This is a genomic window from Methylobacterium sp. A52T, from assembly GCF_053346095.1.
In genome coordinates this window covers 68,468-93,655 of sequence record NZ_JBKFBI010000003.1, presented here as the reverse complement: position 1 = coordinate 93,655, position 25,188 = coordinate 68,468, and the positions used below count along the sequence as shown (strand labels likewise).

Genomic DNA, 25,188 nt, shown 5'->3' with positions numbered 1-25,188 from the left:
CTCATAGGGCCGCAACGGGTTCCGGCTCGGCCGGATCCGCGCTGCGAGAGTCGAGCGCGCGGCCCGCCGTCTCCGGCAAGAGAAGCGCCGCGACGATCACGAGGCAATAGGCACCCGCCGCCACGACGCCGATGGCGATGCCGAGTGTCAGCGAGCCGCTGAGGTGGCCCACCACGGCCGGGCAGATCGCGCCGGTGGCGCGGCCGAAATTGTAGCAGAAGCCCTGCGCGGAGCCGCGGATCCGGCTCGGGAACAGCTCGCTCAGGAACGCGCCCATCCCGGAGAAGACGCCGGAGAGGAAGAAGCCGAGCGGGAAGCCGAGGACGAGCATCACCGGGTCGGTGATCGGGATCAGCGTGTAAGCCAGGACGAGGATGCCGGCGCAGAACCCAAACAGGACGAAGCCCAGGCGGCGCCCGATCCGGTCGGAGAGCCAGGCGCTGGTCAGGTACCCGACGAACGACCCGAAGATCAGCATCAGCAGGTAGCCGCTGGTGTTCAGGACCGAGAGGTTGCGCTCGGTCTTCAGGTAGGTCGGGAGCCACGTCGTCACCGCGTAGTAGCCGCCCTGCATGCCGGTCGCGAGGAGGCTCGCCAGCACGGTCCGGCCGATCAGCGGCCGGGAGAAGATGTCGAGGAAGCTGCCGGTGTCGCCGACGTCCCGCATGGCGGCGCGGGTCTGCCGGTAGACCTCGGGATCCTCGATGTTGCGGCGGATCCAGAAGATCAGCACCGAGGGGAGGGCGCCGAGCCAGAACAGGATCCGCCACGCCACCGCCGGCTCCGCCAGGGCGAACACGGCCCAGAAGGCGATCGCCGCGCAGGCCCAGCCGACCGCCCAGCTCGACTGGACGAGCCCCACCGCCTTGCCGCGGTAGCGGGCCTGGATCGTCTCGGCGATCAGCACCGAGCCCACCGACCACTCGCCGCCGAAGCCGAAGCCCTGCAGCGCGCGGGTCACGAGCAGCTGCTCGTAGGAATGGGTGAAGCCGCTGAGCACCGTGAACAGGGTGAACCACGCGACGGTGCCCTGCAGGACGACGACCCGGCCGTAGCGGTCGGCGAGGATCCCGGCCGCCCAGCCGCCGATCGCCGAGGTGACCAGCGCGGCGGTGGCGATGTTGCCGGCCTCGACCTTGGTCAGGGCCCAGACCACGACCAGGGTCGGGATCAGGAACGTGTAGATCATGTAGTCGAACGCATCGACGCCGTAGCCCGCGAAGGCCGCGCCCAGGACCCGGCGCTCCGCCGGACTCGTGTCTTTCACCCACATGGCGCAACTCCTTTGCGGACGGGCCGCCGCGCGGCCGGGAGGGTCACAGGAACGGCATGTCGCGGTTGAGGAGGTCGGTGATCAGCATGTGACCGGGCGCGTGGGTGATGCAGAGCGGCAGCCGCGCCGCCATCGCCACCGCCTGGGGGGTGACCCCGCAGGCCCAGAAGACCGGGATCTCGTCGGGCTCGATCGGCACGGGGTCGCCGAAATCCGGCCGCGCGAGGTCGCGGATGCCGATCAGGCCCGGGTCGCCGAGATGGATCGGCGCCCCGTGGACCGCCGGCATCCGGGCCGTCACCTGCACGGCCTTGATGGCGTCCGCCGCCTTCATCGGCCGCATGGAGACGACGAGCGGACCGTGGAACGGGCCCGACGGCTGGGTGGCGATGGAGGTCCGGTACATCGCGACGTTGCGGCCGAGGGCGACGTGCCGGAGCGGGATGCCCGCCTCGATCAGCCCGGCCTCGAACGAGAAGGAGCAGCCGAGGACGAAGGTGACGAGGTCGTCCCGCCACACGCCGGTCAGGTCGGGCAGCTCCGCCACGAGCGCGCCGCCCTCGTAGACGCGGTAGCCGGGGACGTCGGTGGCGAGGTCGAGATCGGTCCCCAGCGTCGGCAGTGCGCGGGCGCCGGGCTGCGAGACGCCGAGGATCGGGCAGGGCTTCGGGTTCTGCTGGCAGAATCGGTGAAAATCCTCCGCCATGGCCCGGGGCAGGATCATCAGGTTGCCCTGCGCGTGGGCGGGGACGAGACCCGAGGTGTGGCCCCGGAACCGACCCGCGCGGATCGCGCGCCGCGCGTCCGCCGCGTCGGCGAAGACAGGTGGCGCGCCGTCGGCGCCCGCGTGCTGGCTCACCGCGTTGATCTCCCTGGCTGGTCGTCGCGCGCCGGAGCGGCCGCGTCGGCCGTCCGTATTCCGCAAGATCCCGATCGCTTCAGCGATTCATTTCCTGAGGCAACGATCCCATCGCGCCGCGGAGCAGGCCAATCGTGATTGCGAATGGGGCGCGATAAACCGGACTTATCGGCCGGCGGCCCAGGTCTCTGCGACGTCCTGGGCCAGCCGGGCCGCGTCCGCCACGAAGTGGTGGGCCGGCCGCTTGGTGTGCATCGCCGTGAAGGTCAGGTCCGAGAGCTGCGGCTCGGCCGGCAGGACGCGCAGGCTGCCGGCACGAAGCTCAGCCTCGACCACGGCCGGGGGGATCACGCAGATCCCGAGGCCCTCGACGCCCATCTTCACGATTGTGGCCAGGGAGGCGCTCGTGTGGATCTGGCTCGGCAGGAGGTTCTCCTGGAGGACGAGGTCGCGGAGCTCGACGTAGGGGCTGGTGTTGCGCGGGTAGGTGATGAGCGGGTGGTGCAGCAGCGCGCCGAGGCTCAGGGGCTCGTCGCCCGGCAGCAGGCCGGGCGCGGCGATCCAGGCGACGGGGGTGCTGAACAGGGGCCGGTTGGCGAAGCTCGGCAGGGTGATCGGGCCGACGAGGAGGGCGAGGTCGATCTCGTCGGCGACGAGGGCGGCCTGCATGTTGGGCGAGATGTCGACCGTGATGTCGACGCCGATCCCGGGATGGGTGGCGCGCATGCGCTCGATGAAGCGTGACAGCCACAGGTGGACGATGGTCTCGGACACGCCGAGCCGCAGGGTGCCCCGCGTCCGGCCGGTCTCGTGCAGGGCCGCGCTCATCTCGGACTGGAGCGCCAGGAACCGCTCCGCGAAGCCGAGCAGCAGGCGTCCCCGCTCCGTCAGCGCGACGTCCCGGCTGCGGCGCTCGAACAGCGTCCCGTACTCGTGCTCCAGGGCCGCGATGCGCTGGGAGACCGCCGGCTGCGTGGTGTTCACCTTCTCGCTGGCGCGGCGAAAGCTCGAGAGTTTCGCGACCCAGTAGAACACCTCCAAGCTGCGGAAATCCGCCATCCCGCGATCGTCCCGCCTCGCCGCCGTGCTCGGCCATATCGCGCCCCGCCGCGCGGAAGCGCAAGCGTGCGGCTGTCCCCTCCGTACGGGAGAGGGGACCCGCGCCTCGCGCCCGGCGATCGCCCCCGTCTCGGGGTGATCGGGAACGGCTCTAGAGATCCGACACGGTCGTGGCCGGGCGGGCCGGGCGCATGTGCGCGAGCAGCAGGCGCGCTTCCGCGACCAGGGGATGGTCCAGGTACCAGAGGCCGCAGACCCAGCCGGCGATGCCCGCGGCGATCGCGGCCGCGAGGCTCGGGAGCGGCGTCTCGGCCGACCAGCCCCAGGCCGACATCACCAGGATGGCGGGCGCGACGGCGATCGCCGTCAGGGCGGCGGCGTGGAGGTAGATGGGGGCGTAGTCGCGCCGGAACGTGTCGGTCATCCGCTCGAGATGCGGCCGATAGAGGCCGACGGCCAGGAACGCCTCGCCGATCCGCGCCGCGCCCGCGCCGCCGAGGCCGAACAGGCAGCCGATGCTGAACATCACGAGACCGGCGCCGTGGCGCAGGAACTCGAACCGCGCCTGCAGGGCGGTCTGGTCCCGGATCAGGAACACCTCCCAGGTCATGCTGAGCGAGGTCAGGACGATCGCCGCCAGGGACAGCAGGCAGAACGGCAGCGCCGCGCCCTCCCAGCCCGGCCCGAGCAGGACGCGCACGATCGGCCCGGCCAGGACGGCCGCGCCCGCGAAGGCCGGCCAGAGCAGGACGGTGATCATCCGCAGCGTGTGGAGGTAGCAGGCGCGCAGGGACTGTCCGTTCCGCTGCTGGTTGGCGAGGTCCACGAAGGTGATGCGGGTGATCACCACGTGCAGGTGGTCCCACATCAGGGTGTTGAGGCTCGCCGCGCGGGAGTAGAGGCCGAGGGCGCTGAGCCCGAGCATCCGCCCGAGGACGAGGTCGCCCATCCGGCCGGCGATCCCCGCGACCCCCGCGATGGCGAAGAGGCGGCCGCCGTAGGTCAGGATCTCGCGCCAGCCCGCGAGCCCGAGGCGCAGCGACACGTAGCGCAGCCCGAGGCCGTTCGCGGCCAGCGCCGCCGCGACGGCGCCCGCGGCCTGCCCGTAGGCCTGGCTCATGTAGCTGAAGCCGAGGAGCGCCAGCGCCAGCATCGCGCCGCTGGCGACGAGCCCGCGCAGCATGTTGATGAGGGCCACGCCGCGGAAATTGCCGTGCCGCTCGATCATGGCGGCCGGGCGGAATTCCAGCGCGCCGACCAGCGGCACGACGGCGAGAACGGCCAGGGCGCGCTGGACCTCCGGCTCGCCGAGGAGGACGCTGCCGAAGACGCTGAAGGCCAGGATCAGGATCGCCGCCGCGCCCGACAGCATGAGGTTCACCGTGAACACGCTCGCCAGCAGGGCCGCGTCCACCCTATCCGCCCGGACGATGTAGCTCGACAGGCCGCAGGAGCGCAGCGTGGACAGCAGGCCCGCGATGGCGGCGGCGAGGCTGAAGATGCCGGTCTCGTGGGGCGTCAGCAGGCGCGCGAGCGCCAGCGAGGTGCCGAACTGTGCCAGGAACAGCCCGCCCTGGCAGAATCCCATCCAGGCCAGGCTGCGCCGCTTCGAGAACGCGGGCGGCGCCGTCGCTTCCGGCCCCTCTCGGAGTTCTGCCATGGGATCCTTCGGACGCGACAGGGGGTGGCGGCGGCGCCGGCTGCGGACAGGGCGCGATCGGTCAGGACGGCTTAACAGTGCGCGGTGGGCCGCGGCAGCTGGCCAATCGGAGGACCCGGCGCACGCCCGATGGCCGAGGTCAGGTCGGCCCGCCGTGCAGATCAGGCGCTGCAGAGAGGCCCGAGAGCTCGCCTGCTCCCGCGAGCGAGACTCTGTTTTTACTGTATCGGGCGCACATCTCCGTGATCAGTCCGCGTCATGAATCGGAGCGTGATAGATTGATCTTGCCGAACGCACTTTGCGCCCCGTGCGCCCTGGCCCCTCCGTATGCCGCGGCTGAACGAAGATTTCCGAATGTGCAAGCGGCGGGCGGCATGGCCGGGATGATCTGATTTTTCGGGTTGAGACGCCGCTAAACAACTTGTGTATCCGGTCGAAAGGCCCGCCGGTCCGCATTCGTTCACGGTGCGCGCGTGCCCTATTTCGCGTTGTCGACGATGGAACAGTAAATCTCCGCAAGATGTTCCCGGATTGACGGATCAGTGAGATCGAATGCGCGAGATCATTGCCGTATATCGGCGCGGATCTGGACTTTTCTATAGCCCTGCAGATGGTCCAATCGGCCGCCGCTGTGCGTCGAGGACGCCGATTATTGCGCCGCCACAACTGCACGACATTCGGTTCCGCATCCAAAAGGCGTAGCCGCCCCTACGGCGCACGGATCGAGGAAGTGCAATAATATTACTATACATTGTCTGTGACTCGTTTTAGAAGGTCGCAACTCTGGCAGTATTTATGAGATAATGCCAAATGAAAATCAGCTTCATCGTATGTACGCGCAACCGTGTAGCGTCCCTTCTGCAGACGCTCGACTCGGTGGTCCGCGCGATCGAGGCCGCGCCGGAAGCTGAGGCCGAGATCATCGTCGTCGATAACGGGTCCGAGGACGGAACGGACGCGGCGCTGAAGCGCTGGTCCGCGTCTGTCTCGATCGATCGACGCGACGTTCTGCTCCTCGCGCAGGCGCGCCCAGGTGTCGCCGGGTCTCGGAACGCCGCGATCGCGCGCGCGTCCGGAGACATCATCGCGTTCATCGACGACGATTGCGTCGTGTCGGACCAGTATCTGCGGGATCTGATCGCGCACTATGCCGGCGACACGGAAAGCGTCATCCGCGGTGGCCGTGTCGAACTGGGATCGACCCAGGACATCGACTTCACCACGAAGACCGAGGCCCTGGCCAGCCGGCTGACGTATCCGGCCCATCCCGGCGGCTTCGTCCACGGCTGCAACATGACCTGCAGCCGGGCCGTCATCGAGCGGATCGGCGGGTTCGACGCGGCGTTCGGCCCCGGAGCGACGTTCCGCGCGGCCGAGGACACGGACTTCATCTACCGCGGCTGGGCGGCCGGCGTGGCGGTCGAGTACGTGCCCGACATGAGCGTCAAGCACTTCCACGGGCGCCGGGACCCGCGCACGATCGACCGGCTGCACTGGAACTACCAGTTCGGCAACGGCGCGCTCTACGCCAAGCACATCGGCCGCAGCCCGTGGCTGATCAAGCACCTGTACTGGTCCGCCCGCAACGCCGCCCGCGAGCTGGTCGGCGGCCCGCGCTTCGACGCGCGGCTCGGCCTGACGTGGCGCGCCATCGTGACCGCCAATCTGAGCGGCGTCCTGGCCTTCGCCTGGCACAGCGCGCGGACGCTGCTGACGCGCGCGCCTGCCCGGGCCTAGCGCCGTTCCCGATCGGGTTGGGACGCAGGCGATCGGCGAGCCCGTGCCGAACGAGGCGCGGGTCCCCTCTCCCGCACGGGAGAGGGACAGGGTGAGGGCTGAGAACAGTCCGGAAGCGTCGCGGCCTGTACGCGCATCGGCGGCCTGTTCAGTCCTGATCCTTCGCGTCCCTCACCCTACCCCTCTCCCGCACGGGAGAGGGGGCCTGGTGCGGCTGGCGAGACCGGGCTCGCCGTCCTTCCCGACCGTTGCAACATGGTCGGATACGGCTCTAGGTCGGTCCGGGCCGGCGGGAGGCGCGGGAGCGCCGCCCGCTCAGCGGGCCGGCGCGCCGCCGGGCCGCGCGAGGCGCGTCCGGCCGAGCATCCGGAGCGTGACGCGCCGCCCGAGCTTCATCGCCGGGTAGAGAAGCCGCGCGCGTCCGGGGCTGCGCAGCAGCCGCGCGAGGAGCCGGCTCGCGGCGCCCCGGTCGTCGCTGAGGCGCGACAGCAGGACGAGCGCGTCCGCGCCGTGATAGAGGTCCGGGCCGTGCCGGACGACCATGCCCTCGTCGAGGTCGTACCCGCGCCGCGCGATCTCGTCGACCAGGGGACCCCCGCTCCGGGCGTCCACCAGGGCGACGGTGCCGACCGACCGGCGCAGGGCCATGAGGTGCACATAGTTGGAGCAGAACGGGCATTCGCCGTCGTAGACCACCGTCAGGGCGGCCTCGGTCGAGGGGGCGGTCATGGGGTCAGGTCGATCCTGTGCTCGGCTTCGGACACCACGCGGCGGACGGGGACGCCGTCCTGCATGCTGAAGCAGACGGATTCGCGCCGGTACACGTAGGCGACAATGTCGGCCATGGCGAGGGTGTCGAAGCCGGCGGCGTACTGGAGCGGGACGAAGAAGTGGTGCGGATAGAGCGCGTAGGGGAACAGGCCCGTCCTGTCGCGGATCGCGCTGACGAGGCGGTGGTAGCCCCGGACGTAGGCGTCCAGCGCCGGCCCGTCGATCTCCGACTTCGAGTATTCCTGACCCAGGCCGTCCGGCGCGGTCAGGACGGGAACGTCGCAGGTCGTCGAGGCCGTGACCTTGCGGAAGACCTGCGTGCCGCCGTTCGGGTTGTCGAGGGCGAAGGCGTTCGCCGCGTCGGGCGCGCCGTAGGCCATGTGGGCGAACGGGTAGGAGTAGAAGGTGAAGAAGTTGGTCGGCACGTAGTGGCGCTGGCCGGTCCGGTCGACCGCCTCGAAGTACATCTTGTTGTTGGCCAGGGTGTCGTACCAGCCGAGCCAGGCCTGGGTCATGAACGTGTTGCCGGTCAGGATGAACAGCACCGACAGGATCCCGACCGAGACCGGGGGGCGCTCGTAGTGCCGGCTCACGACGACGGCCGCGATGGCGAGGTTGAGCATGATCCAGGGGGCGAAGTTGGCGCCCATGAGCACGATGATCGACAGGTGCATCACGTCGAAGCCGAGGAGCAGCAGCAGCAGCCAGCGGCGCGGCATGAGGATCCCCACCAGGGCGATGCCCTGGCCGACCAGGATGAGCGTGTTGGTCAGCGCGCTCGAGTGGCTCAGGATCGTCCGCATCGCCTCCACCAGCACCGGCCAGCCGGCGTAGGGGACGTGGTTGTTGTCGAGGCCGACGATGAAGATCTTGCCGGGATCGTTGTTGAGCAGCCAGGAGAACGGCCCGTCGTCGAGCGTGACCTTGGCCAGGAATGACGAATAGTAGTTGCCGAGGTGGATGCTGATCGCCGCCGCGATCAGCACCTTCGAGAACATCGCGCTGGCCGACGCGACGTCCGACCGCGCCGCGGCGCCGAGCCCGTGCCAGTCGCGCAGACGCGCCGTCCCGTGGGCGATCAGCAGGCCCGCGACGAGGCAGAAGCTCACCTCCGCGAGCGGCACCACGTCGATGATGTGCCCGTGCCAGAGGCCGGTCACCCGGATGACCGCCTGCTTGCTCCAGACCAGATAGGTGGCGCTGATCAGGGCGAGCGAGGGCCAGCGCAGGCAGAGCACGCCGCCGGCCACGGCCGCGACCCACAGCACCGCGATGGCCGTGACGGCGACGGTCGCCTTCGCCCCGGGCAGAATGACGGGGAAGAGCGGGTAGTGGATCAGCGCGTAGCCGCCCGCGATCACGCCGATCATCTGCAGCAGCCGGACCGACGCGAGATCGGCGGCGGCGAAGCGCACCCGCGTCATCGCGAGGGCCAGCGCCACGGGCAGCACCACGCCGTAGTAGTTGTTGATCGCCGTGACGCCGTGCGAGATCTTCAGCAGGACCAGCAGGGCGCCGATCTGCGCGAGCAGGATCAGGTAATAGCGCGCCCGCTCCGCCACTGGCCGGACGAGGCGTCGCAGGGCGGTGTCGAGGGACTTGTCCGGGCCGGTGATCGGGAGCGTGCTGCTCATCGTCTGTCTTCCGCCGCGCTGGTGCGACCGCCGCTGCGCGCAGCGACGACCTCTCATCCTCAAGGGCCCGCGGCGACGGGGCGGCCAGCGGCCGAACGGGGTCCGCCGTCATGCGGGCGTCTCGAGGAGGACCCGCCGCGGAAGTGTCCTGCCGCCCCGGGCTCCTGCCTCGCCGGAGAGCTTGGCACTTCACGGGGGCGTGAGAGGCGGCAAAGAGGGCGATCGACCCTACGCCTTTCGGCTACCCCGACCGTCCCGGCCCCGGGCTCCCCCGCCGCAGCGCGGCGGGACGGGCGTCAGCGCGGCGCCTGTCCGGCGAGCGGTGAGGTCTCGTCGACGAACGTCAGCTTGGCGGCGACCCGCTCCGCCAGGACGCGTCGGCGCGCGGCGAAGAGGGGCTTGAGGATCGGGCTGCCTTTCAGGAAGGCCGCGATCCTGGAGCGGGACGTGAAGATGGTCGACTCGAACGGTTTCCGCGAGACGGCGTTCGGAACGAGCGCGCGACCGCATGTCAGGGCGCCGCGCTCGAAGAAGTAGGCCCAGTTGTCCGACGTCACCGCGACCGGGCGGTTGGCCCGCAGGATCCCCTCGGCCGCCGACCGGGTGATCACGTAGGCTGCGGCCGTGCCGAGGCTGCTCATGTCCATGGGCAGGCACAACCGGTATTCGCCGATGGTGACAGTGTCGACTGAGCTGAACGGCCCGACCGTCTCGGCCCAATTGAAGAGCAGGACGACGTCGCCCGGCCGCAAGGCGGCCTCGATGCCGGCCACGATCTGATGGATCTGCGGCGGCAGAACGACGTCGTCCTCGACGATGAGCGCGTGGGGCAGGTCGAGCGCGATCATCCGCTCGTAGGCGCTCATGTGGGACAGCGCGCACCCGATCTGACCGGCCGTCAGGTCGGGTTGGAACGGGGCGTTGGGATCCGGGACCGGGCCTTCATAGCCGGTGATCTCGCAGCGCGGCCCCCACACCTCGGCGAGGTGCCGGGATAGGTAGGCGTGCCGTTCGCGGAACCGGGGCAGGGAGATCCCGAAGCAGTACATCGTAGTCACCTCTGATGGGGCCTGTCGGGCCGGCCGCGTACGGCGGCCGTGATCCCTCCCGGCCGCGTCCTCCGACTCCGGCCGTCCGGATCTGCGCCGGGGTCCGGACGGCGCTCGGACCTGCGAGGTCAGTCGCGGGCGGCCGGGTCGCTCCCGTCGACGGTCGGCGACCGCACCACCGGCAGGATCGCCGCCAGCAGGAGCTGGTGGAGACCGTGATTGACGAAGAGCGGGCACTCGAAACAGACCAGGACGAAGAGCTGGCTCATGAACAGGATCGGCCACGCCTCGACGTAGCCGGAGGAGCGCGCGAAATGGGCGATCACCCGGCGCGCGGTGTCGAGCAGCGCGGCCGTGAAGAGGACCAGGCCGACGATCCCGAACGCCACGGCCGTGTCGATGAAGTTGTTGTGGAAGAACCACAGCTTCTGCTTCGTGACGAAGTGCAGGTAGGCGGCCGTGGTGAGCGGGCTCTCCCAGTAGGCCTTGTAGCCGATGCCGATGAGCGGCTCCCGCCAGAACTGTTCGAGGCCGAACTGCCAGAGGATGGTGCGGCCGGTCAGCGTGGTGTCCTTGCCGAGATCCGACAGCACGCTCGCCGAGATGTCGGCGCCCCGCGCGGCGACGACGAGGATCCCGACGCCCGCCAGGGCGATGGCGATGCCGAGGCAGAAGCCCGTCACGTGCTTGCCCTGGCGCCACGCGAAGATCGCGGCGAGGGGCAACAGCCCCGCGGCGGCGGCCACCAGGGCCGTGGCCGAGTGCGTCGACACGAGGAGCGCCAGGGCCAGGCAGAATCCGAACGCGGTCAGGAGACGGTTCCAGCCCTGCAGGAACAGGCAGGCCGCGCAGAGGATCTGGAGGCTCGACAGGGATCCGAGGACGTTCTTGTGCGAGTAGATCCCGGCCCAGTTGCCGTCCGTCCCGCGCGTCAGGGCGGGCGCCGCCACCGTGAGAAAGGCCGACAGGAGCTGTCCCGCCAGGAGGCCCAGGAAGACGATCCTGACGAGGCGGGACAGGCCCATCGTCGTCCGCAGGGTGATGCCGGCCACGATCGTCGCGAGCAGCTGGAGCCCGTGATAGGCGGAGAGGCCGGGCGTGAGGGACCACAGGGCGGACGCGATCGCCAGGAGCGGCCAGCTGAGCAGCAGCAGACGGCTGCCGAACAGGGTGGCGGCGAGGTCGCGGCGCATGACCAGGAACGCGAAGGCGATCAGGTCGCTGCCGATCCAGATGGCCTTGTCGACGCCCGGCAGCTTGATCTGCTCGCCGACCACCGGGGCGAAGAGGAACAGCACGATCCACGCGGCGGCGGCCACGCCGAGCCGCGGCATGGCCTCGGCCCCGCCATCGCCCGGATTGCCGGGATGGGCCCAGCGGTGATCCGTCCCGTACGGCCCGCCCGGCGACCAAGCGAGGCCGCCGGCAGGACCGGGTCCGAGGCCCGTCAAGTGTCGTGGAAACGCCATCGCTCGATCTCAGACGCCCCGGGTGAGGCGGTGTCCCATCCGGCCCGCGGCCTGACACCGCCCGAGGCTGCCGCGGACACGCCCCCTCGCGACTCGACGCTATCCCGGGCATTCCGGACTCAAGAACTCGACCAAACGAGGTAGCGGCGGCGCGCTGCTCAGGGACGACCGGGTCGATGCGCGGTCCCGCCGGGCCGTATGAAACGGCTCAGCCGGGCCTGGCGGGATAAGATGCCGCACCGAAGATCGGCCGCCGCGACGTGAGCGGCCCGGTATCTTCGGCGCCACTGTCTGAGTTCATACATTTATCCCCGTCGAAGGTACCGAAATCCGGTGTGCGGCCCGCTCTCAATCGAAGATCTGGGCAGTCGCGACGGAACTCACGGGATGATTAGGCACTTGGGAGATCGATAAATCCTGGAGGAGCGTTTGATGAAGGTCTCTCACCTGGCCGGTGCGGTTGCGCTTATGGCCCTCGCTGCCGGTCCCGCCCTCGCGGCCCCGTGCAACACCGGAACCACGAAGTCGAACAGCCCCGATCAGCAGGCATCGAATCCCAAGAGCTCCGACGCCGACAAGTCGAGCAAGAATCTCGCTGGCGGCAACCAGCCCGCGTCGCCCGGCACGGTCGGTGCCATGAACAACGTGGGCGCCAACCAGACCGCCGACCGTCAGGCCCAGACGGACGCCGGCTCCAAGTCGAACTCGACGGATCCGGCCGCCGCGAACCTGGCCGGCGGCAACCAGCCCGCGTCGCCGGGCACGGTCGGCGCCATGAACAAGGCCGCCGCCGATCGGCAGACCGCCCCGGTCTCCGGCAACGATTGCTGATCCGAACCGACATAATCCCAGCAGACCGGAAGCCCGCCTCGCACCGTCGAGGCGGGCTTTCGCGTTCCCGACCACCCGCGAGGCCCGACCCACGAGCGCAACCGAGCGTGACAGTTTGAGCTGGTCGAGTTCGGGTGTATTTGGCACCGAAACCGGGTAGATTCGGCAATCGGTCCAGGGGAGGAGAGCGACGTGCGTGGTCGCCGGGCGCTGCTGCTCATCGGAGGGGTCCTGCTCGCGGCGGCCGGTCTCGCGGTCACGCCGACGGGCGAGCGCCTCCGGGCCGATGCCGGCCCGATCGTCGCCGAGGTGCGGGCGCGCGTCGCGGCGCTGATCCCGGAGCGACGGGACAGTCTGTCGGCGGCGGCGCAACTCCCCGCGCCGCGCACCGCGATCGAGGACGGCCGGACCCTGGTCCGGCTGACGCCGGCCGAGCGCGCCCGGATCGGTCTCGTCGCCGAGGCGCGTCCCACGGTCCTCCACCGCCAGGAACTGACCGCCTACGGCAGCGTCCTCGACCTCGCCCGCATCACCGAGCTGACCAACAGCTACGCCGGCGCCGTGGCGGCGCTCCAGACCGCCCGCGCCCGGGTCGAAGTCTCGGCCAGCGCCGCACGCCGGGCGCGGACCCTCGGCGCCGGCGTGGTGGCGGTGGCGCAGATCGAGACCGCCGAGGGTACGCTCCTCACCGATCAGGCGTCGGTCACGGTGGCGGAATCGCAGCTGCGCACCTTCGCGGCGACGGCGCGCCAGGAATGGGGGCCGGTGCTCGGCAAGGCGATCATCGAGCGGTCGCCGCTGGTGACGCGCCTGATCGAGCGGGCTGATTTCCTCATGCAGGTGACGTTGCCGCCGGGGGAGACCCTGCCGGAGGCGCCCAAGGCCGCCTTCGCCGAGGTGCCGCCGCAGAGCGAGCGGGTCGCCCTGCGGCTGGTCTCGCCGGCGACGCGGACCGATCCGCGGATCCAGGGGCAGAGCTTCTTCTACCTCGTCTCCGGCGACAGCGGCCTCCTGCCCGGGACCAGCACGATGGCGTTCCTGCCGGCGCCGCGCGCGGTGAAGGGCGTCCTCGTGCCGGAGGACGCCGTCGTCCACGGCGAGGGCGGCACCTGGGTGTATCGCGGGACCGGCGACGGCGCCTTCGTGCGTCACCCGGTCCGGCCGGACGCGCCGATGTCGGCCGACGCCTTCGTGGTCGAGGATCTGGCGGACGGCAGCGAGATCGTGCTGCGGGGCGCGCAGGCGCTCCTGTCCGAGGAGATGAAGAGCCGCATCCGCGTCGTGGGCGACGACGATGACTGAGCCGCCCGCTGCCGCCGGTCGCGGCGGTCCGCAGGCGGCCCTCGTCGGCTTCGCCGTCCGGCTGCCCAGGGTGGTCCTGGCGCTCGCCTGCGCCGTCCTCGTCTTCGGGCTCTACGCCCTCTCGGGCGCGCGCTACGACGTGTTCCCGGAATTCGCACCGCCGACCGTGACCATCCAGACCGAGGCGCCGGGTCTCGACTCGGAGCAGGTCGAGGTGCTGGTCACGCAGCCCGTCGAGGTGGCGGTCGGCGGCCTGCCGGGCCTTGAGACCCTGCGATCGACCTCGATCCAGGGCCTGTCGGTGATCACCGCCGCGTTCCGGTCCGGCAGCGACGTCGACCGCATCCGCCAGCGGGTCAACGAGCGCCTGGCGGCGATCGCCGGCCGCATGCCGGCCGGCGTGGCGGCGCCCGCCATGACCCCGCTGACCTCCTCGACGCTGACCGTGCTCCTCGTGGGTCTCACCTCCGAGACCCGCGACGCCATGGACCTGCGCCAGGTCGCGGAATGGACCGTGCGGCGGCGGCTCCAGGCGGTGCCCGGCATCGCCCAGGTCTCGATCTACGGCGGCGGCGTGCGCGCCCTGCAGATCCAGGTCCGCCCCGACGACCTGATCCGCTTCCAGATCGGCCTCAACGACGTCCTGACGGCCGCCCGGAAGGGGACCGGCGTGCGCGGGGCGGGCTTCGTCGACACGCCGAACCAGCGCGTCCTGCTCCGGACCGAGGGGCAGTCGCTCACCCCGGAGGCGCTCGGGCAGATCGTGCTCCACAACGACGGCGGGGCGAGCGTGGTGCTCTCCGACGTGGCGACCGTCACGGCCGCGCCCGAGCCGGCGATCAGCGCGGCCCTCGTGGACGGCAGGCCCGGCGTGCTGCTGATGGTCGGCGCGCAGGTGGGCGTCGACACCCGCGCCGTGACCGCCCGCCTGGAGGCGGCCCTCGACGAGCTGCGCCCGGTCCTGAAGCGCGACGGCGTGAGCCTGCGGGCCGACCTGTTCCGGCCGGCGAACTTCGTGGACGTGGCCACCGGCAACGTGATCGAGGCGCTGGCGCTCGGCGGCGTGCTGGTGGTGGTCGTGCTCCTCGTCTTCCTCGCGGACTGGCGGGCGGCCCTGATCAGCGCGACGGCGATCCCGCTGTCGCTGATCGCCGCCGCCCTCGCCCTCCAGGCCTGGGGCGAGAGCCTCAACACGATGACCCTCGGCGGCCTCGCCCTCGCCATCGGCGAGGTCGTCGACGACGCGGTGATCGGCGTCGAGAACGTCGCGCGCCGGCTGCGGGAGTCGCGGGGCGGACGCCGCGGCCTGCCCCGCGTGGTGCTCGCCGCGATGCTGGAGGTGCGGACCTCGGTCGCCTACGCGACCCTCGCGGTGATTCTGATGTTCCTGCCGGTCCTGGCGCTGACCGGCGTCGCCGGCCGCCTGTTCGGGCCGCTGGCGCTCGCCTACATCGCGGCCGTCGTCGCCTCGCTCCTCGTGGCGCTCACGGTCACGCCGGCCCTGGCGCTCCTGCTCCTCGGCGGCCGGATCGGGCGCGACGCCGGCGCCGCGCCGCCCGATCCGCCCGTGGTGCGCTGGAGCCGCGCCGCCTACCTGCGGCTGCTCGCCGGGATCGGGCGGGTGCCGCGGGTCGCCATGGCGGGCGCCCTGCTGGTCACCCTCGCGGGCGCCGCCATCCTGCCGACGCTGGGCGCGGTGTTCCTCCCCGACCTGAAGGAGGGGCACATGATCCTGCACATGGTCGCCATCCCCGGCACCGCGCTGCAGGAATCGGAGCGGCTCGGGACGCTGATCACCGGCGACCTGAAGGAGATCCCCGGGGTGCGCGCCGTGGCGGCGCAGATCGGCCGGGCCGAGGCCGCCGAGGACACCGCCGGGCCGCACTACAGCGAGATCCACATCGACCTCGAGCCCGGGCTCGACGGCGCCGCCCAGCGCCGGGTCGAGGGCGCCATCCGGCAGCTGATCGCCGGCTTCCCGGGGGCCGCCTTCTCGCTCAAGACCTTCCTCACCGAGCGCATCGAGGAGACGGTCTCGGGCTTCACCGCGCCGGTCGTGGTCAACGTGGTCGGCAGCGACCTCGACCGGATCGAGGCGGCCGCCCGCTCGGTGGCGCAGGAGCTCTCGGAGGTGAAGGGCGCCCGGGACGTCCAGCAGGCCTCGCCGGCCGGGCTGCCGCAGGTCACGGTGGCGCTGCGCCCGGTGGACCTGCGGCACTGGGGGCTCGACCCCGTGGAGGTGCTGGAGGCCGTGCGCACCGCCTACCAGGGCGACACGGTCGGCCAGACCTATCGCGGCAACGCAGTGTTCAACGTGCTGGTGATCCTCGACGCCCGGGTGCGGGACCGGCTCAGCGCGGTGGGAGACCTGCCCCTGCGGACGCCGGGCGGGCGCTACGTCCGGCTGTCGCAGGTCGCCGACGTCTACGAGAGCGCCGGCCGCTACCAAGTCCAGCATCTCGGCGCGCAGCGGGTGCAGGCGGTGACCGCCAACGTCGCCGACCGCGACGTCGCGGGCTTCGTGGCGGCGGCCAAGCGCAAGATCGCCCGCGAGGTGCGGCTGCCGGAGGGGGTCTACGTGACCTTCTCGGGGGCCGCCGAGGCGCAGGCGGCCGCCCGCCGCGACCTGCTGGTCCATGCCGGGATGGCCGGCTTCGGCATCGTGGTCCTGCTGGCGATCGTCACCGGCTCGGCGGCGAACCTGCTCCTCGTCCTCGTCAACCTGCCCTTCGCCTTCGTGGGCGGCGTCGCGGCCGTGGCGCTCGCCGGCGGGGTGCTGTCGCTGGGCTCGATCGTCGGCTTCGTGACCCTGTCGGGCATCTCGCTGCGCAACAGCGTGATGCTGATCGCCCATTACGAGCAGATGGTCACCCGGGACGGGCGCGCCTGGGACGCCGCCACGGCGGCGGCGGGCGCCGCGGACCGGATGGTGCCGATCCTGATGACCTCCCTGGTGACGGGCCTCGGCCTGCTGCCGCTGGCGCTCGGTGCCGGGGAGCCCGGCCGCGAGATCGAGGGCCCGATGGCCCTCGTGATCCTCGGCGGCCTGATCACCTCGACGGTGCTGAACCTGCTGGTCCTGCCGGTTATGGCGCTGCGCTACGCCCGGTTCCGGCGCGCGGACCCCGCGGATCTGGAACTGACCGCGGTCGGGTCCTGAATCCGCGGATCGCCGGCGGCCCTACCACCAGCTCGCGCGGGTCTCGGGCGCGGGCTGCCGGCTGCCCGTCGCCGGGCGCAGGGAGTGGTCGAGGGCGGCGAGCACGCGGCGCACGGCCTCCTCGTAGGTCGCCGACACCGGTTCGCGCGGCCGGGCGAGCGCGACCGGGACGGTCTCGTCGAGGCGCCCGGGCCGCGGGCGCATCACCACCACCCGGTCGGCCAGGGTGACGGCCTCACCGACGTCGTGCGTGACGATCAGGATCGTCGGCTTCGACTCGGCCCAAAGACCGAGGAGCTGGTCGTGCAGCCCCTTCCGGGTGAAGGCGTCGAGGGCCGAGAACGGCTCGTCGAGGAGCAGCACCCGCGGCCGCGCCACGAAGGCGCGGGCGATCGCCACGCGCTGCTGCTGGCCGCCGGACAGCTCGCGCGGCCAGCGACCGCCGTGCTCGGCGAGCCCGACGCGCTCCAGGGCGTGGGCGACGCGGGCGCGGCGCTCGGACCGGGACAGGTCGGCGAGGCCGAAGCCGACATTGCCGGCCACGTCGAGCCAGGGCAGCAGGCGCGGCTCCTGGAAGACGACGCCCACGCTCGGATGGGGCGCGCGGATCGTCTCGCCGTCGACCGCGACGGCGCCCGCGCTCGCGTGGTCGAGCCCCGCGATCAGCCGGAGCAGGGTCGTCTTCCCGCAGCCCGAGCCGCCGATCAGCGCGACGATCTCGCCCTGCTCGACCGACAGGTCGATGCCCGCGAGCGCCTGCGTGCCGTCCGCGTAGGTCTTGGAGAGGTCGTCGACGGTCAGCACTTGCGTCTCTCGGCGGGCGTGGCGTGGGGATCGCGGCGCGGGGCGGCCTCCCGGTCCGCCGCGCGCCTCCGCAGCGGCGCCGCGGTCACAGGCTGTCCCGCACGGTATCCTGCCACCGGGTCAGGGGGGCAGTCAGCGTGACCAGGGCCATGTCGGCCGCCTTGCCGACGAGGGCGAAGGCGATGATCGCCGCCACGATCTGATCGGGCTTGCTGAACTGCTGCCCGTCCACCAGCAGGTAGCCGAGCCCCTCCGAGGCGCCCATCAGCTCCGCCGCCACGACGAACAGGAAGCCGAGGCCGAGCCCCGTGCGCAGGCCCACCAGGGTCGCCGGCAGCACGGCCGGCAGCAGGATCCGGCGGGCGAGGGCGAGGCGGGACAGGCGGAAGATCCGGCCGACCTCGACCAGCTTGCGGTCGACCGAGGCGATCGCGCCCGAGACGCCGACATAGACCGGGAAGAACACCCCCACGGCGATCAAAAGGACCTTCGGCGTCTCCAGGATGCCGAACCACAGGATGAAGAGCGGCACCCAGGCGAGCGACGGGACGGCCCGCAGCGCCTGCAGGCTCGGGTCGAGGAGCCAGCGCAGCGGCGGGACCGTGGCCACGAGGGCGCCGGCCAGGATCCCGGCCGCCGCGCCGCAGAGGAAGCCGAGGCCGACCCGCACGAGGGTCGCCTCGACATGCATCCAGAGATCGCCCGAGACGGCCAGGGCCCAGAGGGTCGCGGCGATCCGGCTCGGCGGCGGGAGCAGCCGCCCCGACGCCGCGCCGCTCGCGACCGCGAGCTCCCAGCCGATCGCCACGACGAGCGGCAGCAGCAGACCCAGGCCGGCGCGACCGCCCCGCCGCAGCAGCGGCACGCGGCCGCTCACTGTCCGGCGACGGGATTGAAGCGCGTGTCGAGCAGCCCGTCGACGGCGGCGGACACGTCGGTGCCCGCCGGGATGATCCCGGCCTGCTGCAGGGCGGTGCCGGCCGCCTTGATCGACTGCGCCTGTGCCGGGCCGATCGCCGGCTGGGAGAGGTCGGTCCGCTCGAGCTGCCGGGCGATCACCGGCTCGGGCAGCTTGGTGGCCGCCACGAGGGCCGCCGCGAGCGCCTGCGGGTTGGCCAGCGCGTAGGCGCGCGCCCGCTCGTAGGCCGCGATCACCGTCCGGACGAGGTCGGGATGGGCGGTGGCGAAGTCCTCCCGGACGTCGAGCAGGCCCCAGGTGTTCGCCGCGGCGTCGCGGTAGACCAGGACGTCGCCGTTCTCGATCTCGGCCGCCGCCATCATCGGGTCGAGGCCGGCCCAGGCATCGACGTCGCCGCGGTCGAGGGCGGTCCGCCCGTCCGCGTGCTGCAGCAGCACGAGCTTGGCGTCGCGCTCGGTGAGGCCGGCGCCCTGGAGCGCGCGGATCAGGAAGATGTGCGGATCGGTGCCCCGGGTGACGGCGACGCGCTTGCCCTTCAGGTCGGCGGGCTTGGTGATGCCGCTGTCCTTGCGGGTCACGAGCGCCGTCCATTCGGGGCGCGAGTAGGCGTAGATCGCCTTGATCGGGTTGCCGTTGTTGCGCGCCACGAGGGCCGCCGCGCCGGCCGCCGACCCGAAATCGATGGCGCCGGCATTCAGGAACTCGAGGGCCTTGTTGGAGCCGAGCGACTGGACCCAGCGGACCTTGATGCCCCGCGGCGCCAGCGCCTCCTCTAGGAAGCCCTTCTCCTTCAGGAGCAGGCCGACCGGGTTGTAGGTCGCCCAGTCCAAGCGGATCTCCTTCGGGTCGTCGGCGCGGGCCTCGCGCGGCGCGAGCGCGCCGAGGCAGGCCAGGGCGAGGCCGGCGGCCAGGAGGGATCGGCGGGTGGAGCGCATGGTCGGGCCTGATGTCGTGGCGAAACGGAGGGCGGGGTGCGGGGCCGGCGCGGGGCAGGGGATCCGCGCCGCGGCGCGGTCCCGAGCGGTCTCGTCCGGGCGGCTGGGTTCAGGGGCGCGGCGCCGTCGGCGAGACGTTCGGCCGGGCGCGTCCGGCGCGCCCGAGACCCGGGACCGCCCCGATCGCGCGATCCGCGCCGACACATCCCCCGGCTGCGGGATCACGCCCGGTCCGCCCCTGCGTCTTCATCGTACCTGCGCGGCCCTCGGCGTGACTGTGAATACAAGATCCTGTCGGCCGGTCGCGGAGTCAACAAAAGGGCTTTCTCTACTTCGCGGTGTCGAAGCAAGAATTTTCGGTCGGCCGACCCAAGACGAGAAGAAATTACGCGTCCGCGCGCGCGAGGAGCGGCGTCTGTCCTCCCCGGCCGCGCCGCAGCCACGCTGGAGCCGCGCGGCGGCAGCGCGCGGCCCGCACGCTCGCGAGACCGCGGCTGCGGGCTGACGGGTCGTTCCGGCGCCCGAGAGCGCGCCAGGGTGGCGGCTGCCACGACGGCCGAACCGCCGGCGCTCGACTGTCGGAAGCGATCCTCGCCCGCGCCAGGACTGTAACCGTTGCCGCATCGCCGAGCGACGTGCAGAGTTCGACGACTCCGGCACGGGGGGAACTCTGCCATGGACTCGAGAATCGTCGTGATCGGCGGCGGCTTCGCCGGTCTGTGGGCCGCCGCCGCCGCGGCGCGCGCCCGGACCGAGTTCGGCCTGGGCGACCGCGTCGCGGTCACGGTGATCGCGCCGGACCCGTTCCACGTCATCCGGGTCCGCTGCTACGAGACCGATCTCAGCGCCCTGCGCGTGCCCCTCGACGACGTTCTCGGGCCGATCGGGGTGGAACGCCGCGAGGCGCGCGCGATCGACATCGATCCCGTGGCGCGCACGGTCACGGTCGAGTCCGCGGCGTCGTCCACCGCGTCGTCGGGCGTCGTCGAGACGCTGGCGTACGACCGCCTCATCCTCGCCGCCGGCAGCCTGCTGTGGCGCCCCGAGATCCCGGGACTCGCGGGCGCCTTCGATGTCGACACCTTCGCGGGGGCCCAGGCCCTCGCGGCGCATCTCGATCGCCTCGGTGACGCGGGCGGGCCGGATGAGGCCGGCCGCTGGACCGCCGTCGTCATCGGCGGCGGCCTGGTAGGACTGGAACTCGCCTGCGAGCTGCCCGCCCGGCTCGCCGCTGCCAGGGACCGGGCCGGGGGCACGGGTCCGGTGCGGACCATCCTGATCGACCACGCGCGCGAGGTCGGGAGCGCCATGGGCGCGGCGGCCCTGCCGGGGATCCGCGAGGCCTTGCGCGATGCCGGCGTGACCTGCATCGGCGGTGCGCGGGTCGGTGTGGTCGATCGCGCCGGGGTGACGCTGGCGGACGGGACGCGCCTCCCGGCGTGGACGAGTGTCTGCGCCACCGGCATGCGGGCGAGCCCGCTGGGCGGCACGCTCGGCCTCCCCCTCGACCCGCTCGGGCGCCTGCCCGTCGACGCCTTCCTGGCCGTCCAGGGGCTCGCTGGCGTCTACGCGGCCGGCGACATCGCCTCGGCTGCGGCGGACGATGCCGGTCATCGCACGGTGATGTCGTGCCAGCACGCCCGTCCGATGGGGCGGTTCGCGGGCTTCAACGCCGTCTGCGATCTCGCCGGCGTGTCGGAGCGGCGGTTGCGCTTCGCCGCGCCCGACTACGTCACCGTGCTGGATCTGGGCGCCTGGGGGGCGGTCTACACCTCCGGCTGGGATCGCGGCACGCTGGTCTCGTCGGGCGCCGCCGCGAAGGCGACGAAGCGGATCATCAACGGCACGCGCATCTACCCACCCCTCGACCGCGACGCCGCGTCCATCCTGGCCGCAGCCGCGCCGATCATCCAGGCCGCGCCCGCGACGCAGGCCGCGCGATGACGCCGGCCCGATCGCGGCCGGTCCGGGAGTCGGGTCGTCGGCGGTCGATAACCTGGCGAAACCGCTCGAAGCGCCTCGGAAACTGGAACCGAGCCGGCGGAAGATTGTCGAGCCGTCCCGTCCGGGCCTGCCGAGACTGATCGGGCCGCCACGAACCGTCCCGAAGTCGCGTCGCCGCGCCGCCGATTAACCACCCATTAACCATACCGGAGATTGTATTAGCCATTGCCAAATCCCGCCAGGGTAGAGCCATCATGGTCGCGGCCCCCACTGCCACGTGGTCCCACATCCTCTCGCAGGTCGCCGACAGCCTGGACCGCTTCGTCGAAGGACCGTCCGCCGAGATCCTGTCGCTCAAGCCGTCCTTCGACGCGGTCGAGGGGCCGGCCGCGCTGTCCGCGCCGCGCGTCGATCCCGTCGCGCACCCGCCGATCCTGCCGGAACCCGCGGTCAACGACGCGGGCCCCGTGCCGGACCCCTGCGAGTCCGAGGCGGTGTCGGACTGGATGAGCACGCTCGACATCATCACCGGCATGGCCGGCCGCGCCGAAGCGCAGAAGCAGCGCCTGCAGGAGCAGAGCATGTCGCACGAGGCCGCCCTGGCCGCCGCGCAGCGCGCGCTGGCGGAGACCCGGCACCGCCTGCAACTGTCCGAGATGCGCGTCCGCGAGGTCGAGGCACGCGCCGATATCCGGCTGCAGCGCGTCCAGGCCGAGGCGGACGCCCAGGTGCAGGACATCCGCGCGGAGGCCGAGGCGCGCGTCCGGACGATCCGCGCGGAGGCCGAGGCTTGGGTTCGGGCCGCCGAGGAGCAGGTCCGCGTCGCCGACCTGCGCGCCGAGACGGCGGAGAAGTGGCTCGGCCGGATCGACGCGGCCGCCAAGGCGCTGCTTCTGGGCGGCCACGTGAGCCGCGGGCCGGCGGGCGCCTGAGGCCGAGTGCCGGGGCCGGGCCATGTCCGCGTTGGGCACCCGGCCCCTCCACGGCGCTGCTTCAGGCCGTCCGCCGGGACCCGTTGCCGGCCGCGCTTCGCGCCGAGGACGGAGCGCCGCGGTCGCGCGCGCGGTCGAGGCCGCATTGCCGATCCGCGGGTGGACCGTCCCGATCCGGGCTGTCGCCGTCGCGGCCGTCGCCCTGGCGCTGCCCCTCTGCGGCTGCGTCTCCGGCCGCGCCCCGTCCGCCGACATCGCCGTGGCGGCGCCTCCGCCGGCCATCGAGCCGGCCACCGTCGCGGACTCGTCCGGGTGGCGCTTGCGGCTCACCCACCTCTGAGTCGCCGCCTTCCCGGCACGGCCGATCTGTGCGGCGGCCTCCGCGCCCGCTCAGAGGCCGAACCTCACCAGTCCGCGTTCATCGATCCGCCAAGCCGGGTTCCAGGCGATCTCCCAGGCATGTCCGTCCGGGTCGCTCAGATATCCGCGGAAGCCGCCATGGGGCGGCTCGTCGGCCGCGCGCAGGAGCGTCCCGCCCGCCGCGATGAGCTGCGCGATGGTGGGCGCGACGTCGCCGCGGTTCGGGACGTTGTGGGCGAGGCAGAACGCGCTCGGGCTCGGTTCGCTCGCGCGCCGCATATCCTGGTCGAGGTTGGGATTCTGCCAGGTACCGAGCATGAACCCGTTCATCTGGTAGAAGACGATCTCGTCGTTCTCGAACACGGGAGCCCAGCCGAAGCCGTCGCCGTAGAAGGCGCGCGATCGGCCGAGCGATGAGACGCCGAGCGTGATGACCGAGATCTGCTGCTGCATCGTCGGATCCTAGAGCCGTATCCGACCCTGTTGCAACGGTCGGGAAGGAGGGCGAGCCCGGTCTCGCCAGCCGCGCCAGGCCCCCTCTCCCGTGCGGGAGAGGGTTGGGGTGAGGGACGCGAAGGATCAGGACTGAACAGGCCGCCGATGCGCGTACAGGCCGCGACTCGTCCGGACTGTTCTCATCCCTCACCCTGTCCCTCTCCCGCACGGGAGAGGGGACCCGCGCCTCGTTCGGCACGGGCTCGCCGATCGCCTGCGTCCCAACCCGATCGGGAACGGCTCTAGCCGCACCGGCGGGCGGACGCCGCACCGGCGACCGCCCCGGGCATCGGACCACACATGACACCGCACCGGGCTCCGGACCCTGGAACCGGACCCGACACCGGGCCGGGCTAAATCTTAACGTCTCCGCGGCAGGCTGGGCCCTCGAACGCGCCCGGAGCCACGCGATGCATTGGTCGAGCCTCGTCATCGCCGCGTACGCCGCCGGCTTCGTGGAGTTCTGGCGGCTCTGCCTTCAGGCGCCGGCCGCCGAGGAGGATCCAGCCTGACGTGTCCGCTTCGCCGCGCCGGGCCGCGCCGGGCCCGGACGGCTCACCGCTCGTTGGCGATGGGCCGCAGCAGGGCGCCGAGCAGGAAGGCCAGTTGCCCGCAGACCAGCAGCGCCGTCCCGCGCCGCAGGCACGCGCCGGCGCTCAGGTTGTAGACGAGGAGGCCGTAGCCGACCTCGGCCGCGACGATCGGGACGAAGACCAGCAGCCGCCAGACCGAGCCGAAGCGGCCCAGCATCACGCCCAGCAGGGCGTTGAGCATCATGCCCTTCATCGGCGCGCTCCGCTGCGGGCGCGGCGGGCGCGGCGCGGCCGCCCGGCCATGGCCCTAGCGGCTGCCGCGCTGGCTCAGCACGGCCGGAACCGTCTTGAGCAGGATGGCGAGGTCGCGGCGGAGGCTCCACTGGCTGGCATAGGCGCAATCGAGGGCGACGCGCTCGGCGTAGCCCGTGTCGCTGCGCCCGGAGACCTGCCAGAGGCCGGTCAGGCCCGGCGGGACGGAGAAGCAGGCGGTGAAGTCGGCGCCGTAGCGCACGACCTCGGCCTGGACGATCGGCCGCGGCCCCACGAGGCTCATCTCGCCGCGCAGCACGTTCCAGAGTTGCGGCAGCTCGTCGAGGGACGTCTTGCGCAGGACATGGCCCAGCGCCGTGACGCGGGGATCGTGGGTGAGCTTGAAGGACGCCTCCCACTCCGCCCGGGCCTCGGGATTCTCGGCGAAATGCCGCGCCAGCACCGCGTCGCCGTCCGCGACCATGGACCGGAACTTCAGGCATCCGAAGGGGCGCCCGTGCCGGCCGAGGCGCTTGTGTCGGAAGATCGGCGACCGGCCGTCGCTGCCCCAGATCAGCAGGGCGATGAACAGCAGCAGGGGCAGAAGCAGGAAGAGCGCCGTCAGCGCAATCGTCGCGTCGAGGACGCGCTTCATCGCCCAGCTCGCCCGGAGGCCGGGGCCGGCCTGCCGCGGGGCCGGCAATGTCTTGACCAACGCCTCGTTCAGCGTCTCGACCATATCCTGCGGCGTCGACGACTCGATCGGCGTCGGGGTCCCAGCCGGGCGCAACATGTCGGCTCCTTGACTCGGGGTGAGACGGGATCGGAACTTGCGGAGCGACGCGCGCAGCCGGCCGGTTCGGCCAGCCTCGCCGCGGCCGGCTTCGGCGGCGCTCGGCCGGTCCGAAGGGGCGTCGATCGCAGGCGGAACCCTTGCGACAACACTGGGCCCACGACCGGTTCGGCAACAAGACGGCCGCCGATCCATCAATGGAGGTAAGGCCTTGCTGGTCGTGCTGGTGTTCGCTGCACTGATTGGAGGAGCGATCGGCTTCGCGGTTGTTCTACCGAAGGGTTTCCTGCTCGCGCTGCTGGCCGCCCAGGCCGGGGCGGCCGTCGCCGTCGGCCTCGTCGTCCTGCTCGTCCGCCGCCGCTGACGGCCCTGCCGGGCGGCGGGACCGCTTTCGGGGAGGTCCCGTCCGCCGATCGA

The 25,188-nt window shown here is 72.0% G+C and carries 22 protein-coding genes; 8 read left to right on the top strand and 14 right to left on the bottom strand.

Going from position 1 to position 25,188, the window contains the following annotated elements; genetic code table 11:
* Position 1: 1 nt before the first annotated feature.
* From ACLBYE_RS01825 to ACLBYE_RS01810, 4 genes are all read right to left on the bottom strand, one after another.
* The gene (locus tag ACLBYE_RS01825; RefSeq protein ID WP_447692798.1) at positions 2-1,273 is read right to left on the bottom strand and encodes an MFS transporter; all 1,272 of its coding nucleotides are present in this window, start codon (positions 1,271-1,273) and stop codon (positions 2-4) included.
* Between the two features lie 43 nt (positions 1,274-1,316).
* Positions 1,317-2,132 carry a putative hydro-lyase gene (locus ACLBYE_RS01820; RefSeq protein ID WP_447692797.1) on the bottom strand — a complete coding sequence of 272 codons (816 nt, stop codon included), beginning with the start codon at positions 2,130-2,132 and terminating at the stop codon, positions 1,317-1,319.
* A gap of 165 nt (positions 2,133-2,297) precedes the next feature.
* Positions 2,298-3,191, bottom strand: coding sequence for a LysR family transcriptional regulator (locus ACLBYE_RS01815; protein ID WP_447692796.1), 894 nt, complete (start codon positions 3,189-3,191; stop codon positions 2,298-2,300).
* A gap of 151 nt (positions 3,192-3,342) precedes the next feature.
* Positions 3,343-4,851: an oligosaccharide flippase family protein gene (locus tag ACLBYE_RS01810; protein WP_447692795.1), complete on the bottom strand. Its 1,509-nt coding sequence runs from the start codon at positions 4,849-4,851 to the stop codon at positions 3,343-3,345.
* Positions 4,852-5,661: 810 nt separating this feature from the next.
* Here ACLBYE_RS01810 and ACLBYE_RS01805 point away from each other — a divergent pair.
* Positions 5,662-6,588: a glycosyltransferase family 2 protein gene (locus ACLBYE_RS01805; RefSeq protein ID WP_447692794.1), complete on the top strand. Its 927-nt coding sequence runs from the start codon at positions 5,662-5,664 to the stop codon at positions 6,586-6,588.
* A gap of 315 nt (positions 6,589-6,903) precedes the next feature.
* Here ACLBYE_RS01805 and ACLBYE_RS01800 read toward each other — a convergent pair whose 3' ends face one another.
* The 4 genes from ACLBYE_RS01800 to ACLBYE_RS01785 all read right to left on the bottom strand — a co-directional run bounded on the left by ACLBYE_RS01800 (position 6,904) and on the right by ACLBYE_RS01785 (position 11,511).
* A complete protein-coding gene (locus ACLBYE_RS01800; protein ID WP_447692793.1) occupies positions 6,904-7,317 on the bottom strand; it encodes a DCC1-like thiol-disulfide oxidoreductase family protein in 414 nt (137 codons plus the stop codon).
* Positions 7,314-8,993 (bottom strand): hypothetical protein, encoded by a 1,680-nt coding sequence (locus tag ACLBYE_RS01795; RefSeq protein ID WP_447692792.1) that lies wholly within the window; start codon positions 8,991-8,993, stop codon positions 7,314-7,316. Before ACLBYE_RS01795 ends, ACLBYE_RS01800 begins: the two co-directional genes overlap by 4 nt.
* 296 nt (positions 8,994-9,289) lie before the next feature.
* The gene (locus ACLBYE_RS01790) at positions 9,290-10,042 is read right to left on the bottom strand and encodes a glycosyltransferase family 25 protein (protein ID WP_447692791.1); all 753 of its coding nucleotides are present in this window, start codon (positions 10,040-10,042) and stop codon (positions 9,290-9,292) included.
* Between the two features lie 128 nt (positions 10,043-10,170).
* Positions 10,171-11,511, bottom strand: coding sequence for an O-antigen ligase family protein (locus ACLBYE_RS01785; RefSeq protein ID WP_447692790.1), 1,341 nt, complete (start codon positions 11,509-11,511; stop codon positions 10,171-10,173).
* A 432-nt stretch (positions 11,512-11,943) separates the two neighbouring features.
* Here ACLBYE_RS01785 and ACLBYE_RS01780 point away from each other — a divergent pair, with 432 nt between their 5' ends.
* From ACLBYE_RS01780 to ACLBYE_RS01770, 3 genes are all read left to right on the top strand, one after another.
* Positions 11,944-12,342 (top strand): exopolysaccharide production protein YjbE, encoded by a 399-nt coding sequence (locus ACLBYE_RS01780; RefSeq protein WP_447692789.1) that lies wholly within the window; start codon positions 11,944-11,946, stop codon positions 12,340-12,342.
* Between the two features lie 192 nt (positions 12,343-12,534).
* Positions 12,535-13,644, top strand: coding sequence for an efflux RND transporter periplasmic adaptor subunit (locus ACLBYE_RS01775; protein ID WP_447692788.1), 1,110 nt, complete (start codon positions 12,535-12,537; stop codon positions 13,642-13,644).
* On the top strand, positions 13,637-16,804 hold the full coding sequence (locus tag ACLBYE_RS01770) for an efflux RND transporter permease subunit (protein ID WP_447692787.1): 3,168 nt from the start codon (positions 13,637-13,639) through the stop codon (positions 16,802-16,804). The genes ACLBYE_RS01775 and ACLBYE_RS01770 overlap by 8 nt, the downstream gene beginning before the upstream one ends.
* A gap of 21 nt (positions 16,805-16,825) precedes the next feature.
* Here ACLBYE_RS01770 and ACLBYE_RS01765 read toward each other — a convergent pair whose 3' ends face one another.
* The 3 genes from ACLBYE_RS01765 to ACLBYE_RS01755 form a co-directional block, all read right to left on the bottom strand.
* On the bottom strand, positions 16,826-17,608 hold the full coding sequence (locus tag ACLBYE_RS01765) for an ABC transporter ATP-binding protein (RefSeq protein ID WP_447692786.1): 783 nt from the start codon (positions 17,606-17,608) through the stop codon (positions 16,826-16,828).
* 85 nt (positions 17,609-17,693) lie between these two features.
* Positions 17,694-18,473 (bottom strand): ABC transporter permease, encoded by a 780-nt coding sequence (locus ACLBYE_RS01760; RefSeq protein WP_447692785.1) that lies wholly within the window; start codon positions 18,471-18,473, stop codon positions 17,694-17,696.
* 8 nt (positions 18,474-18,481) lie between these two features.
* Positions 18,482-19,462, bottom strand: a complete 981-nt coding sequence (locus ACLBYE_RS01755; protein ID WP_447692784.1) for an aliphatic sulfonate ABC transporter substrate-binding protein — start codon at positions 19,460-19,462, stop codon at positions 18,482-18,484.
* A 675-nt stretch (positions 19,463-20,137) separates the two neighbouring features.
* On the opposite strand from ACLBYE_RS01755, the gene ACLBYE_RS01750 reads away from it, so the two are divergent.
* From ACLBYE_RS01750 to ACLBYE_RS01740, 3 genes are all read left to right on the top strand, one after another.
* Positions 20,138-21,406, top strand: a complete 1,269-nt coding sequence (locus tag ACLBYE_RS01750; protein ID WP_447692783.1) for an NAD(P)/FAD-dependent oxidoreductase — start codon at positions 20,138-20,140, stop codon at positions 21,404-21,406.
* Between the two features lie 254 nt (positions 21,407-21,660).
* Positions 21,661-22,338: a cell division protein DivIVA gene (locus ACLBYE_RS01745; protein ID WP_447692782.1), complete on the top strand. Its 678-nt coding sequence runs from the start codon at positions 21,661-21,663 to the stop codon at positions 22,336-22,338.
* A 145-nt stretch (positions 22,339-22,483) separates the two neighbouring features.
* Positions 22,484-22,678, top strand: coding sequence for a hypothetical protein (locus ACLBYE_RS01740; RefSeq protein ID WP_447692781.1), 195 nt, complete (start codon positions 22,484-22,486; stop codon positions 22,676-22,678).
* Between the two features lie 50 nt (positions 22,679-22,728).
* Here ACLBYE_RS01740 and ACLBYE_RS01735 read toward each other — a convergent pair whose 3' ends face one another.
* From ACLBYE_RS01735 to ACLBYE_RS01725, 3 genes are all read right to left on the bottom strand, one after another.
* The gene (locus tag ACLBYE_RS01735; RefSeq protein ID WP_447692780.1) at positions 22,729-23,151 is read right to left on the bottom strand and encodes a VOC family protein; all 423 of its coding nucleotides are present in this window, start codon (positions 23,149-23,151) and stop codon (positions 22,729-22,731) included.
* Positions 23,152-23,748: 597 nt separating this feature from the next.
* Positions 23,749-23,979 carry a hypothetical protein gene (locus tag ACLBYE_RS01730; protein ID WP_020091201.1) on the bottom strand — a complete coding sequence of 77 codons (231 nt, stop codon included), beginning with the start codon at positions 23,977-23,979 and terminating at the stop codon, positions 23,749-23,751.
* A 54-nt stretch (positions 23,980-24,033) separates the two neighbouring features.
* On the bottom strand, positions 24,034-24,771 hold the full coding sequence (locus ACLBYE_RS01725; protein ID WP_427508512.1) for a sugar transferase: 738 nt from the start codon (positions 24,769-24,771) through the stop codon (positions 24,034-24,036).
* Between the two features lie 211 nt (positions 24,772-24,982).
* Between ACLBYE_RS01725 and ACLBYE_RS01720 the strand changes: the two genes are divergently transcribed.
* Complete coding sequence (locus ACLBYE_RS01720; RefSeq protein ID WP_447692825.1) at positions 24,983-25,135, top strand: hypothetical protein; 153 nt, start codon at positions 24,983-24,985, stop codon at positions 25,133-25,135.
* The last annotated feature ends 53 nt before the right edge of the window (positions 25,136-25,188 follow it).